Annotated in this window: 14 protein-coding genes; 11 read left to right on the plus strand and 3 right to left on the minus strand. The window is 63.9% G+C overall.

Translation table 11 applies throughout. The features are described from left to right. Nucleotides 1-173 precede the first annotated feature (173 nt). The 6 genes from ACFQZZ_RS29690 (at nt 174) to ACFQZZ_RS29715 (ending at nt 4,691) form a co-directional block, all read left to right on the plus strand. Nucleotides 174-1,139, plus strand: coding sequence for a hypothetical protein (locus tag ACFQZZ_RS29690; protein WP_378687335.1), 966 nt, complete (start codon nt 174-176; stop codon nt 1,137-1,139). Beyond that, nucleotides 1,136-2,176 (plus strand): helix-turn-helix domain-containing protein, encoded by a 1,041-nt coding sequence (locus ACFQZZ_RS29695; RefSeq protein WP_378687337.1) that lies wholly within the window; start codon nt 1,136-1,138, stop codon nt 2,174-2,176. The genes ACFQZZ_RS29690 and ACFQZZ_RS29695 overlap by 4 nt, the downstream gene beginning before the upstream one ends. After that, complete coding sequence (locus ACFQZZ_RS29700) at nt 2,173-2,880, plus strand: hypothetical protein (RefSeq protein WP_378687339.1); 708 nt, start codon at nt 2,173-2,175, stop codon at nt 2,878-2,880. The genes ACFQZZ_RS29695 and ACFQZZ_RS29700 overlap by 4 nt, the downstream gene beginning before the upstream one ends. Further along, nucleotides 2,877-3,053 carry a hypothetical protein gene (locus tag ACFQZZ_RS29705; RefSeq protein ID WP_378687341.1) on the plus strand — a complete coding sequence of 59 codons (177 nt, stop codon included), beginning with the start codon at nt 2,877-2,879 and terminating at the stop codon, nt 3,051-3,053. Before ACFQZZ_RS29700 ends, ACFQZZ_RS29705 begins: the two co-directional genes overlap by 4 nt. Before the next feature lie 274 nt (nt 3,054-3,327). Continuing rightward, nucleotides 3,328-3,561, plus strand: coding sequence for a helix-turn-helix domain-containing protein (locus ACFQZZ_RS29710; protein WP_378687343.1), 234 nt, complete (start codon nt 3,328-3,330; stop codon nt 3,559-3,561). After that, nucleotides 3,561-4,691, plus strand: coding sequence for a tyrosine-type recombinase/integrase (locus ACFQZZ_RS29715; RefSeq protein WP_378687345.1), 1,131 nt, complete (start codon nt 3,561-3,563; stop codon nt 4,689-4,691). Before ACFQZZ_RS29710 ends, ACFQZZ_RS29715 begins: the two co-directional genes overlap by 1 nt. A 492-nt stretch (nt 4,692-5,183) precedes the next feature. Here ACFQZZ_RS29715 and ACFQZZ_RS29720 read toward each other — a convergent pair whose 3' ends face one another. Continuing rightward, nucleotides 5,184-5,987, minus strand: a complete 804-nt coding sequence (locus ACFQZZ_RS29720; protein WP_378687347.1) for a tachylectin-related carbohydrate-binding protein — start codon at nt 5,985-5,987, stop codon at nt 5,184-5,186. 374 nt (nt 5,988-6,361) lie between these two features. Continuing rightward, nucleotides 6,362-7,282, minus strand: coding sequence for a hypothetical protein (locus tag ACFQZZ_RS29725; protein WP_378687349.1), 921 nt, complete (start codon nt 7,280-7,282; stop codon nt 6,362-6,364). 112 nt (nt 7,283-7,394) lie between these two features. Here ACFQZZ_RS29725 and ACFQZZ_RS29730 point away from each other — a divergent pair, with 112 nt between their 5' ends. Next, nucleotides 7,395-7,694: a hypothetical protein gene (locus ACFQZZ_RS29730; protein ID WP_378687350.1), complete on the plus strand. Its 300-nt coding sequence runs from the start codon at nt 7,395-7,397 to the stop codon at nt 7,692-7,694. Nucleotides 7,695-8,221: 527 nt separating this feature from the next. Here ACFQZZ_RS29730 and ACFQZZ_RS29735 read toward each other — a convergent pair. Continuing rightward, nucleotides 8,222-9,439 carry an amidohydrolase family protein gene (locus ACFQZZ_RS29735; protein WP_378687352.1) on the minus strand — a complete coding sequence of 406 codons (1,218 nt, stop codon included), beginning with the start codon at nt 9,437-9,439 and terminating at the stop codon, nt 8,222-8,224. A gap of 62 nt (nt 9,440-9,501) precedes the next feature. Between ACFQZZ_RS29735 and ACFQZZ_RS29740 the strand changes: the two genes are divergently transcribed. The 4 genes from ACFQZZ_RS29740 to ACFQZZ_RS29755 all read left to right on the plus strand — a co-directional run bounded on the left by ACFQZZ_RS29740 (nt 9,502) and on the right by ACFQZZ_RS29755 (nt 13,472). Beyond that, nucleotides 9,502-10,005, plus strand: a complete 504-nt coding sequence (locus tag ACFQZZ_RS29740; protein WP_378687354.1) for a MarR family winged helix-turn-helix transcriptional regulator — start codon at nt 9,502-9,504, stop codon at nt 10,003-10,005. A 115-nt stretch (nt 10,006-10,120) separates the two neighbouring features. Continuing rightward, entirely contained in the window at nt 10,121-10,765 is a 645-nt protein-coding gene (locus ACFQZZ_RS29745) for a hypothetical protein (RefSeq protein WP_378687356.1), read from the plus strand. A gap of 121 nt (nt 10,766-10,886) precedes the next feature. After that, nucleotides 10,887-12,197: a phosphohydrolase gene (locus ACFQZZ_RS29750; RefSeq protein WP_378687357.1), complete on the plus strand. Its 1,311-nt coding sequence runs from the start codon at nt 10,887-10,889 to the stop codon at nt 12,195-12,197. A gap of 252 nt (nt 12,198-12,449) precedes the next feature. Then, a complete protein-coding gene (locus tag ACFQZZ_RS29755) occupies nt 12,450-13,472 on the plus strand; it encodes an iron ABC transporter substrate-binding protein (RefSeq protein ID WP_378687359.1) in 1,023 nt (340 codons plus the stop codon).

Consider the following 13,472-nt stretch of genomic DNA (forward strand, 5'->3'; position numbering starts at 1 on the left):
ATGCTCTACTGTTAACCATGGTCTTAATGAAGACCTTAAGACATGATCGTTGGGTGGCAGTTAGCCCGGTCAACAAGAAGCTCCCCGGTGGTTAGAGCCACCGGGGAGCCAGCGCCAAAGCAGTTCGTAGCTGCTTCAGCATTTCCGCACTTCAGGGATTGGAGCCCAGAAGCATGTCCAGTGTAGAAGCACACCCGCCGAACGACGAGGTCGGCAGAGATCGGAATCGTCGGTTACGTGCGGTGTCGGATGTTCCGGAAAACCGTCCATCATCGATGCGGATCATCGGCGGACCCGGTTACGACCGCGGCGCTGTAGAGCCGGTCGAGATGCCCGACCGCACACCCGAACCGGTACAGCCGTCACCGCCCGCGGCGAACGAGCGTGGTCTTGGTGTGATGCGGCGCGGTGCTGACGAGTCAGCAACCGTCATGAGAGCTCTTGCGCGCAAGTATGAGTGGACAGAGCAGCGGTTCATCGACGAGTACGCACGGACCGCAGGGCAGATGGACGGCGCGAAGGCGGAGGCCGCGCCCAGTGACCGGCAAGTCAGGCGATGGTTGTGGGGAGAGGCCAAGCCCCGCAGGTGGCACGCCCGCGTGCTGGAACAGATGTTCCCGGGCTACACAGTCGAGGACTTGCGGCAGCCGTTCGACCCGCGCGACAGGAAGCCGATACCCGAGCCCCGCACGAGCTTTGGTGGCCGTGGTCGCGGCGCACTCGCGGCGCAGTACACCAGCGAGCACAGCGGGGAAACCCCAGCGCAGCAACCGCAGGCGCAGCCGCCGCGGTCGGCGGAGGCGGTGGCTCGGGTGCGGGAGTTGATGAGCTGGGTCGGTACCGAAGCACCGATCAAGGAACACGAGATCCGTAATGGTGTCGCGAGCCCGCCAGTTGAGCAGTCGATCCGGAAGGGTTACTACTCCTACGGCCGTGGCAGCGGTGTGGAACACGACAACGGCCCGGCAATCGACCTCGACGGGCCGGAACTTCAACGGTCGACGTCGTTTTGGGGCAACCACGACCGCAGGAACGTCCGCTCCGCCGAGGAAATCCAGGACGAGATCGCCAACCACCGCTACGAGGTGGAGCAGCGCAACTCCTACCGGCGCGGCAACGGTGTGGAGCGTGCCCGATGACCATCAACCACAACAGGATCGAGCGGGTGGTCGGGCAACCAGCCGAGCGTGACCGGCGCATCCGGGAGCTTCGCGACCTCGGTGCGACCTACCAGCAGATCGCGCGTCAGCTGCGCATCTCGGCGCGGAAGGTCGAAACCGTGCTCGGCGAAGCCGCCGTACTGCACGAAAACGGTTGCACTGTCCGGGAAATCGCGGCTCGGGTCGGGCTGCCGCGCGCATCGGCGCATCGGCTGATCGCTGATCAATCCGGGGCATCGTCGCAGTCGACGGCCCAGCACACGACCGCGGTCACGGGACTCGTAGACATGTACGGGATGCAACTCGATGTCCTGGCCTGGTTCCTGAACATGGACGAAAGCCACACATACGTGCTGGTGCGACAGCTGCGGAAAGACCGTTTGGTGCAGTCGAAGCTGCTTGAAATACAGGCAGGGCGGAAGTGGGTAGTTCCGACCGGGGAGACGGCCGCGAGCTATCTCGGTTGGCGGCCGTACACGGTGTGGACGCCTCCAGTCAGTCACTGCGAGCACTACCGCGCGGTCGCGCAGGTCCGGATCATGCTGACCGGCTCGGACTTGAAGAACTGGGTGTCGGAGCGTCGGTTGCGGCATACCGCCGAAATCGAAGCTCGCCAATCCCGTTCCCGCACAGACACTCTCGAACACATTCACGACGGCCGGTTCCTTGGAGTCGTGGACGGCACCTACGGATGGTGGGCGGTCGAAGTCGAGTTGACCACCAAGAGCAAAACCAACATGGACAAGGCCCTGCGCGGGGCGATCTACGCCGCCCGCGACGCGCAGCCAGAACCCATGATCGGGGTTCTGTACCTGTATCGCGGCGACGTACACAAGGCCGTCGAAGCCGCCGCCAAACGTCTCCCTGACGTACTGCAAGAGCTGGATATGCACCTTGTGCTGCGCGACATCGACCGCGACTGGAAACGCTTCCTCACCCACCGGCAAGCCCTACGCGCCGCCAAGAAGACCGCGCCCGCTGCCATTCTCCCGAGCTTCCCCAAGGACATGTCATGACCGGCACCGCACCCGATGACGAATACTTCTATCCAACCGGGCGCGAGTCATGCGCCATCTACGCGCTGGTGCAGCACCGCGCGATGCAACCCGATGTGCTCGCCGATTTCCTCGGCACTGGCCGCAACCACGTCTACGAGATGGTCGCGAAGCTCCGGGACAGCGGAATGGTGCATCCGTTGACAAAGGTCTCCTCTGGCCCGAAGTGGATCGTGCCCACCCGTAAAGCGGTAGCGCAGGTGTTCGGTCACCGGATGCCGGACTGGGCACCTTCCCGCTTGTGGTCTGCTCGCGGCCGTGCCATCGCGCAAGTCCGGATCGCGTTGGGCGCCACCGGTTACTACGACTGGGAGTCCGAACGTGAATTGCGTTATACCAACGGCTTTCGCGGCACATTCCCATACGACGGGCGGCTGACCCTCGGCGGTGCACTGGTCGCGGTCAAAGTCGATGGCGGCAGCGACGCCGCGCCGAGCAAACTCGCCGAGACCCTGGCGCGGACCATCCGCGCCGCCGCCGACCCTGGCGACGGCCTCCTGTACGTCTGTGCCGGAACCACCGAACCCGCGACGGTGCGCACCACTGTCGACGCGCTTACGCGACACGGCATCATCGACACGAGTGCGACGCGGGTCGCGGCTGTCGATTTCGATGACCTCACCGATCCGGCCATCCCGGTCCTCACACCGTGGGGTGTCGCATGACCAAGCACGTACGCACCGGTGACGCGACACCTGAGACGGTGCGCACCGCCGCTGTCTCGGTCCCCTCAGACCTCGAATTCCGAGCCATCAAGTTCGATGACCTGATCCAAGACCGGCCCCGAGATCAGAACCAGAAACGTCCAGGTCAGCACCTGATCGAGCGGGGGCGGTAGTCATGCAACACCCATGCGACACCACGCAACACCCGCTGTCTCACAACGAGACACCGGGCGCGACGGTCCGGTTCACAGCCCCTTCCGGTGACATGTCATGCGACACCCCTTACGCACCGGACGAGACAGCGGTGCGCACCACGCGACACCGCCTGTCCCACCGTGAGACACCCTCCGCACCGGACGCGACAGCAACGCACCGGATGCAACACCGACCGTCGCCCAGCGCACCGCCAGCCGAACCAACGCACCACACCGAAACGGAGACAGCACCATGAACGGAGGCGACGATCGCGCCGCAACCAAGTACCTGAGCGTCCCGCAAGCGGCCAGTTACTTAGGAACGACCGAGCGATTCATGCGCCGCCTGGTCGCTGAGCGCCGCATCGTGTTCTACAAGGTCGGCCGACACGTTCGGTTCTCTCTGAGCGACCTGGAGGAGTTCGCACAGGCTGGACGGGTCGAACCAGTCTCGATCACCTGGCGAGGCGGACAGGTGAGTGCCTGATGGCAAAGAGCTCCCGCCGCCGCTTCGGCTCGGTACGCAAACTCCCCTCCGGCCGGTGGCAAGCATCGTTCACCGGCCCATCTGGGCAGCGACAGAATGCCCCTCACACGTTCCGCACACAGACGGACGCGGAACGATGGCTGGTCAATGTCGAATCCGACATCAGCAAGGGTGTGTGGATGGATGGCGACCTTGGCCGCGAGAAGTTCGGGAACTACGCCACGGCGTACCTGAAGACCAACCCGAACATCGGGGAGAAGTGGGCCGAGGACTGCCGCCGGAATATGAGACTGCACATGGTCGCCCTGCTCGACCTTCCGCTGATCGCGATCACCGGCCCCGTAATACGTGACTGGCACTCAGCTGCACTCGCTGGCAAAGGAGGACGAACCGCCATCGCCCAGGCATACCGCTTCGGCCGGACAGTCATGAACTGCGCAATCCGCGACAACGCGATCAGGACAAACCCGTTCAACATCAAAGGCGCTGGCGCAGACAAAGCCCACGAACGCCCGATCGCCACAGTCATTGAGGTGGCAGCACTTGTCGAGCAGATCACCCCGCGCTACCGGGCGGCCGTGCTGTTGGCTGCCTGGTGTGGCCTTCGCCGCGGTGAGATCTGCGGACTAGCGGTCACTGACCTCAACCTCGATAAGAACGAAGTTTGGGTGCGCCGGAATCGGGTCGAACTACTGGAGTCACCCAGGAAGTTCGACAAGGACCCGAAGACGCCGGCGGGGAAGCGACCGGTCTCGATACCGCCGCATCTACGCCCCTACCTAGTCGTTCACCTTGAGGAGTGGGCAGGGAAAAAGTGGCTGTTCGTCGGCCAAGACAATGCCCGGATGCGCGGAGACGCCATCCGAAAGGCGTTCACCCGCGCCCGGTCCCGCGTCGGCGTGAAGGTGACCTTTCATGACCTACGCCATACCGGGCAGACACTTGCCGCATCCACCGGCGCCAGCCTGGCCGACCTCAAGAAGAGACTTGGCCATGCCTCCGATGCGGCAGCGTCGCGGTACCTGCACGCGGTAGATGGTCGCGACAAGGAGATCGCCTCCGCATTGAGTAAGCTCGCAGCGAGAGGCAGCGCCGCGCCGTTGCCCTCATCGATTGTGGTGAAGAACTGATGTCGCACGTAGGTTGCACGCCACACCCTCCGTAGTTCCTTGACCTGCAAGGTCGCTCACCGCCTCCGGAGCAGAAGGCCGCAGGTTCGATTCCTGCCGAGGGCACCCATGAAAAGGCCCTGACCAGCACAGTAGCGGTCAGGGCCTTTCTCGTCTGAGACCTCAGCTGGCCTCGATGTCTCAACTTGTCCCAAAGTCCTCGCGGCCTCCGCCAGGAAATCGTCCGGGGAATGGGTATAGATCCGCACTGTCACACTCGCGTCCGCGTGTCCGAGCCATGCCGCGATAACCCCGCATTGTCAGCGGCTACGGCGCGGGCAAGCCTGATGAGATCGCGGACCCGGGGATCGCCGACTGTGTAGCGCAGTTTGCGGCCATTGCGGCGCGCGATCACGTACCCGCAGGCCGTGAGAAAGTGGGTGCGCAGGCACCGGGGACGACCGGTTCGGTGACCACTGTGCGGCTATATCGAATCCTGGATGTCAAGGATGCTCAGACGAGGTGCAGGTAAGTGTCGCCGCTGAACACCGTGCTGTAGGTGTTCCAGCCGCCACTGATCTTCTTCCCACCTGCACCGGCCGTCCAAGTGGCGGTGCCGTCCCGCCACCCATCGTGGCGATACCACTGCAGATCACCGTCCGGCTTTATGCCATAGATCGCGCCGTCGTAGCCGCTGAACACCGTGTCGTAGATGTTCCAGCCACCACTGATCCTGTTTCCGCCTGCACCGGCCGTCCAAGTGGCGGTGCCATCCTGCCACCCATCGTGGCGATACCACTGCAGATCACCATTCGGCTTGATGCCATAGATCACACCGAGGTAGCCGCCGAACACCGTGTCGTAGATATCCCAGCCACCACTGATCCTGTTTCCGCCTGCACCGGCCGTCCAAGTGGCGGTGCCATCCTGCCACCCATCGTGGCGATACCACTGCAGATCACCGTCCGGCTTGATGCCATAGATCACGCCCTGGCCGATGCTGAACACCGTGCTGTAGATGTCCCAGCCACCACTGACCTTCTTCCCACCTTCACCGGCCGTCCAAAAGGCGCCGCCATCCTGCCACCCATCATGGCGATACCACTGCAGATCACCATTCGGCTTGATGCCATAGATCACACCGCTGTCGCGGCCGCTGAACACCGTGCTGTAGATGTCCCAGCCACCACTGACCTTCTTCCCACCTTCACCGGCCGTCCAAAAGGCGCCGCCGCTTTGGACCCCGTCGTGGCGATACCACTGCAGATCGCCGTCCGGCTTGATGCCGTATATCGCAGTGCCGACAACTCCAGTCATTTCTGTTCCTACCTTTGTCTGTCGAGAGTGATAATTCTGTAGTCATTCAGATGTTTCGGCCCCTCGGCCAACCTCCTGCCGATAATTTCAGGGAGCTGGATGGCCGGCGCCAGTAGTCAACTACTCGTTTTCGGCGAGTAGCCGATGAACTGCGGTGTAGCAAGTCCGCGCGGCTGGCGGTCAGGTCCGGCATGGGGATCGCTCGTGTTCGGGAAATGTCATGGGGCGAAAGAGTTTTGCGATTCGAGGCTGGAAAAGCCGACATCCCCCTACACCACGTTGTTCCGCACGCTGAACGTGACGAACCCTGGCGAGCCAGACCGATGCCGCGGATGCTGCGGGCGTGCTTTACAGCGCGGGTTCGGCGGAGCGAATCAGGAGGGCGAACACAGGACGGTGGCGTGTTCGGGTATCTGCTCGATTCGGAGGCGTACCGAGTCGTCACGCATGGGGATGATGAGAACGAACCCTTTATTTTTTTGCCAGTCAGTGGGTACCAGGAACCATCGATCGTTGCGGGCGGCTAGTTCCCGCAGATTCTTGTATCGGTAGAGGAACCGTTGGCTGGAATCAGCCGGTATCGGGATTTCGCAGACCTTTTGGTCGTTGAGGTAGAGTTTTTCGGTGGTGTCCACCACGACGTTGGGATGCGCGACGACCTGCGATGCGAAATTCTCCGCATCGCGCGCTCCATACGCGGTAGCGAAGATGTTCGCTAGCCAAAACAAAGCAAGCACTATGACAGCAAGCGCTATGAACTGACTCGCGCGTTCGGCAGGCATAACGGCTCGGCGCGGAAAGCCGGTTCGAATCGCAGACAGAGTCCACGTACCGCTCGCAGCGAGAATAGCCCCGACACCCAGCGCAGCAGGTAGCTGCGCTGGATTCAGCCAGGACAGACCGGCGAGCAGTCGACCGAGCAGCACAGCCAGAGCGTAGATCAGGGCGAGAGCGGCCCCGCTGAGTAACACCCACCCCACCGTGCCGAGCGCGCGCTGTCGCCCCGTCGAGGCGCGCCGATATCTCACACTGACCCACCCGCCGGCGACTGCCAGCAAAGTGGCGACCTCCACCGAATTGAGGACCGCCGGTTTGTGAACCGGGAGGAATGAGACGAGGGCGTAAGTGAGGAACAGGACACCGGCGCCGAGGCATATCCAGCCGAACGCTCGTATCGCCGGTAGCTGCCGACCCGAGACGATCGCGCGTATCAACAGCTGGCGGATCCCGAGTCCGACCCACAGAAGGATGACGGATATGGCGATCTGTGGATACATCACCTGGACGCTGCGCATGACGTACTCGGTGCTCGTGAACCCGAGCAGATCGGTGTCGACATCGAAGTAACCGAAGAATCGGCGGGTCGAGACGTAGCCGAAGTAATAGGCCAGGGCAGCGAGGAGCGTCGTGGGCGCAATGATCGACGAGGCGAGGCTGACCCATGCACTCAACGAAGCCCTGGACTGCGGCACAGGCGCGTCATCCATTCGTGACCATCATTACCTTGACGGTGCCGACGCGGCGGGCTGCTTCGCCGGTGGCTCAGGCGGCTGGGAAGGCGTGGTGGTGGAGGTAATGGTGGCGGTGGGACCGGGGAATATCGGGCTCGTCGATATCGGCGTTGTACCGGTGATGTACGTTTCCGGCGGGATCGTCGAAGGTTTAGGTGACCAAGCCGTCGATGTGGCCGTCGCTGGTTCGGTGTGAGCCGTAGAGGCCGCAGTCGTCGAAGGTTGGAGTGACCAAGCCGTCGATGTGGCCGTCGCCGGTTCGGTGTGAGCCGTAGAGGCCACAGTCGTCGAGGTCTGTGACGGCGAGGGCGCTTGGTTTACGCATCCGGCGAGACCGACTGCGAATGCCAGCGCGATGGCGATCGAAGCCGACGCAGGTACCAGTATCTTCGATAATGAACCCCGTTGCATCGGACCTCCAGCGTAGTAACCAGACCGCTAAGGCAATTCTTCTGCGCACATCATGTTTGGACCTGAGTAGCCCGATACTCGTTTCGGACCGGTGGTGGATTGGTCCCAAGGAAGCGGCTCACCTGGCACCGCTGACCTGCATTAGAGCGCGTTCGCCATTTGTTCTCCGGTGCTTTGTTGGTGGCGTCGAGGTGTTCGACCTGGTCCGTGGCGGGCAGCAGTTCGCGGCCTGCATTGTCGGCGATGTCGAAACCGCCTCGCCACAACCTGCGACCGCGGATTCGAACCTATTGTTGAAGCCACGACGACAATTCACGCCGTCGCCACGTGGCGGGCCGACTCCAGTAGCTCGGCCCGCACCGCATCGATTCGGTGATGGACAAGTCGCCCACCGCGTTTGACGATCTCGCCGCCGACCAACACAGTGTCGATATCGGCAGGTCCGGCAGCAAGGACAACTGCGGCGATCGGGTCGAGTAGGGCGCTCATGCCGAGGCTGTCGGTGCGCAGCACGAGGAGGTCGGCTTGTTTGCCAGGGCGCAGCGAGCCGGTGACATCGCCGAGGCCGAGAACCTGCGCGCCTTCGAGGGTGGCCATGCGCAGTACGTCGCGAGTGCTGAATTCCAGTCCTGGACGGGCTCTTTCGAGTAGGTACGCGGCGCGCATCACGCTGAACATGTCGCCGGGGCCGCTGGTGACGGAGTCCGAGCTCAGCGAGGTAGGAATACCGGCCGCGCGCAATCGACCGGTAGCCGGATAGCCGATGTGCAAGCCGGCTTCGCTGATCGGCGCGATCGACGCCGTGCCGCCGGTGTCGGCTATCCGCCGCAGTTCGTCGTCGGAGAAATAGTTGGGGTGGATATATGTGGTCTGCGGTCCGAGCAGGCCGTTCGCCGCCAACACGGCCAATCCCTTTTCCGCGCTTTCCCTTCCATTGCCACCCATGTGCACGGTGATCGGCAACCCGAGATCCCTGGCTGCGCGCCATTCTCGAATCGCCTCGTCCGCTCCGGCGATTTCGGGCCCCATTGCGGCATAAGCGAATGTGAGCCGAGGCGCGACCGCGGCGGGCGCGACGCCGCCGTAAGCGAATACGCCGCGGATACCCGACTCTTGGAGCCCTTGGATCGCGGCTTCGGTGTGCGCCGCAGTGGCATTGAGCTGGGACCAGTCCAGCAGTGTCGTGGTACCGGAACCGAGCGCGTCCAACGCTCCCGCGAGGTTGCCGATGCGAACGTCGGCAGGTCGATAGCGCGGTGCGTAACCACCGAGGACGCGCGCGAGGTAATCGCCCAGGGTGGCGTCGGCGGTGGTCGCGCCGATGGCGGCCTGCCAGGTGTGCCGATGTGTGTCGACGAAGCCGGGCAGCACGATGTGGCCGCTGACATCGAGTACCTCGGGCGCACTCAAACCCGTTCCGAGGGCAACGATTCGACCGTCCTCGATCAAGACGTCGGTGTGCTCGGTAACCCGTGGCCGCGGCTCGGTATCGAGCACGATGCCGCCGCGGAGAAGAAGTGTCGAACTCATCACTGAAGACTAGATGAAAAGCTTTTCAGAAAGCAATATCGAAAGATAGTAGACTGCGCGGCGTGCAGGATGACGTCGACGAACTAGTGCCGGGATGGCAGGCCAATGGCCTGTCCGACTCGTTGATCGCGACGCTGGAACTGAGCAAGCGGATCTCGCGGCTGAACGGGGCCATGGAGCAGGCGATCCGGACGGAGATCGCCGAATTCGGGCTGACCTATGCCGAATTCGATGTACTTGCAGCACTATTGCGCGCGGGCGCCCCCCATCGCCTCAAGCCGAGCGAGCTGAGCCGCTCGCTGTTCCTCACCTCGGGCGGCACCAGCAACGTGCTGCAGCGCCTCACCACCGCGGGCCGCATCGAACGCGCCGACAACCCGGGCGATGGACGCAGTCGCTGGGTCCAACTGACGCCGGAGGGCTTGCGTATCGCCGAGGCCGCGGTGACTACCGCGGGCCGGGTGCACGAGCAGGTGATGGCGGGCGTCTCCGACGACGCGATTCGCCGGGCCGCGGACGCGCTGCGCGAAATCAACACGATCGTCGGCCGACGGCGCCTGCGCTGACACTCGCCTGCCGCTCTGCGGCCAGTCACCACAGGCGTTGTTTCGGTTTCGTTCGCCAGCTACCGAAGTGCCGTAATCTTCGATGCGGGCCGGGGGTGAGCGGAGGGATGGGACGATGACATATCCGCCGGACGGTCAGCCGCCGTACGGACCGTCGCAATACCCGGAACAGCAAGGTCAGCAGGGGTATTCGCAGCCGGGACAGCAGCCATACGGATACCCGCAGCAGGGCGGCCAGGGGTACCCGCCGCCCGGATATCCGCCAGAGGGATATCCGCGGCAGCAGGGTTATCCACCGCCTCCCAGGACGAAGCGCACGGGCCTTTTCATCGGGCTACTGGTGCTGGTGTTGATCATCGCGGGCGGGATTGCCGCGGGGGTGGTGCTGACGGTGCAGGGCAGGACGCCGCTTGCCTCCGACGAGAAGAAGATCGAGGTAGCCATCCGCGACTTCTATGACACCCTCGGTAAGGATGGTTTCCGGGCGGCGGCGGCCAAAGCGTGCGCGATCGATCGGGCCGAGTTCGACTCGCTGAGCGAGGAGCAGAAGCAGGCTTTCGATTCGGCCGAGCTTTCGGTGACCATCGATAGGATCGAGGACATCGTGGTCACCGGAGACAGGGCGACCGCGCATATCGTCGGGCAGCTCACGATGTCGTTACCTGGCGAGACGCCCAGCACCGACAACAGCACCAACGAGCACATGAAGAAGGAAGACGGTAAGTGGAGGGTTTGCTCGGCGGAATCGGGCAAGAACTGATCGCGCACAGCCGCCTATGAGTTGCTGCGGTCCATCTCGCAGAACCATCCTCGCCGCCATCAGCCTTGCCGCGCTACTGCCCGCCACGGGCACGGTCCGGTCGAGTTCAGCTCGGGCACAGATGAATTCGCTGATCGCAACCGACCTCGAAGTGGTCACGATCACCGATCGATCGGTGATCCTGACCTGGACGACGGTTGCGCACGACCCCACGGGACGACTGGTGCCGGCGGACTCCGATGCCGAAGTCCGACTCGGCCCCGCCGACTCACCACGCGCTCCGGGGCCGGTCTACGCGGACGCCGAGCCCACCCCGTTCCACTACGCGGAAATCGACGGCCTCGAACCCGGCCGCCGCTACCGGTTCGAGGCGAGGTCGAACGGTGTGCGGGCGAGCCCTGCGCTCTCGTTGACCACGCTGGCCCCAGGCACCCCCGAATCCACCAGCGAATTCACCACATTGGTGCCGCCACCGGGCCGACCGCTGCGCACCCTCGCACTGGCCAACGATGTGCACTACGGCGAGCGGGTCAGCGGCCTCGTGATCGGTGAGCTGCCGCCCGGATTCCGGCAGGAAGCGGGCCTGCCGCCGTATCCGGAGGTGATGCTCGCGGCGTTGCTCGACGATCTGCGCCGCCCCGACCGCGCCGCCGAACGGCTGCTCATCGCGGGCGACCTCACCAACGAGGCGACCGCGGCGGAGTCCCGCGCCGTCCGCGCCCACCTGGACCAGTGGGGCACGCTGGGGCGCGACTACCTCGTCGCACGCGGCAACCACGATCGGCCCCATCTCGGTGCGGCCTATCAATCCTGCGCGGCCGCGGCCGCCGATCATCACGACTGCTGGGCCGACGAATTCACCCCGCGCCAGCAGCTGATCGAGCACGAGGTCGGCGGACTGCGGCTGATCGGCCTGGACACCAGCGAACTCGACGGCTCCGGCGGCAGCATCGATCGCCCGCAATTCGATCATCTCGCCGAACTGCTGCGCGCCGACCCGCACCGTCCGACGCTGGTCTTCGGCCACCATCCGGTGACCATCGAGTCCGGGCTGACAAACACCGCGGGACCCGGGTTCGTGCTGAACCGCCCAGACAGCGCCGAACTGCAATCGCTCTACGAGCGAGCTCCCGGCGTGTTCCTGCAGCACAGCGGCCATACGCACCGCAACAGACGCACTCGCCCCGACGCGGCATGCGCGGTCGAATTCCTGGAAGTGGCGGCGGTGAAGGAGTATCCCGGCGGCTACAGCCTGCTGCGGCTGTACGAGGGCGGATACATGGTGAATTTCTACAAGACCCGCACACCCGCCGCCAAGCGATGGAGCGCGACAACCAGAGGCGAATACTTCGGCCTGCTGCCGGATTACACGCTCGGCACCTGTGCCGATCGCAATCATGTTGTGCTGCGCGATTTCTCGGGGCTCGAATAGCGGTTTTGTTCGAGCGACCTGCAAGCAGTCGCCAGCGGCGTTGTTTCGGCCGACCTGCAAGCAGTCGCCAGCGGTGTTGTTTCGGCCGACCTGCAAGCAGTCGCCAGCGGTGTTGTTTCGGCCGACCTGCAAGCAGTCGCCAGCGGCCGCAGCGCGCCGTACCGATACCATCCGCGCACGTCGACGCGGTATGTTGCTTAGGTAAGCCTCATCATAGGTAGGCGGACCTTGTATGCGTCGGAAGGACAGATAATGGTGTCGGTCAGATGGAAATCGCTTTCCGCGGCGCTGGCGGTCACGGTCGCCACACTCGGCCTGACGGCCTGCTCGAATTCCTCGGACGACACGAACGAAATCACGGTCTACAACGCGCAGCACGAATCGCTCACCAAAGAGTGGGTGGACGCGTTCACCAAGCAGACCGGCATCAAAGTCACCCTGCGTCAGGGCGGTGACACGGCGCTGGGCAACCAACTGGTCGCCGAGGGCGCCGCCTCCCCCGCCGACGTCTTCCTGACCGAGAACTCCCCCGCCATGGCGCTGGTCGAGAACGCGGGCCTGTTCGCCGACGTCGACAAGCAGACCCTCGATCAGGTGCCTGCACAATACCGTCCCTCCACCGGCAAGTGGACCGGAATTGCTGCCCGTTCAACGGTTTTCGTCTACAACAAGGACAAGGTCGCGGCCGGTCAGCTGCCCGCCTCGCTGCTGGATCTGGCGCAGCCGCAGTGGAAGGGCCGCTGGGGCGCGGGCGTTTCCGGCGCCGACTTCCAGGCCATCGTGGCAGGCCTGCTCGCGCTGAAGGGTGAGGACACCACACGCGCGTGGCTCAAAGGCATGAAGGAGAACGCGACCGCGTTGCAGAACAACGTCGTCACCATGAAGGCCGTCAATTCCGGCCAGCCCGACGGCGGTGTGATCTACCACTACTACTGGTACCGCGACCAGGCCAACACCAAGGAGAGCAGCGCCAACACCGCACTGCACTACTTCAAGAACCAGGATCCCGGCGCCTTCGTGAGTGTGTCCGGAGGTGGGGTACTGAAGTCGAGCAAGAAGCAGGAATCGGCGCAGAAGTTCCTGGCATTCATCACCGGCGAGTCGGGGCAGGAGATCCTGCGCGACGGCACCTCCATGGAGTACCCGGTGGCCAGTGATGTCGCGGCCAACCCGGCGCTGCCGCCGCTGGCCGACCTGCAGGCTCCGTCCATCGATCCGAGCAAGCTCGACGCCAAAAAGGTGACCGCGCTGATGACCGAGGCAGGTCTGCTCTAA

It is taken from the genome of Nocardia sp. GCM10030253, from assembly GCF_042675075.1.
In the GTDB taxonomy this organism is placed as follows: domain Bacteria; phylum Actinomycetota; class Actinomycetes; order Mycobacteriales; family Mycobacteriaceae; genus Nocardia.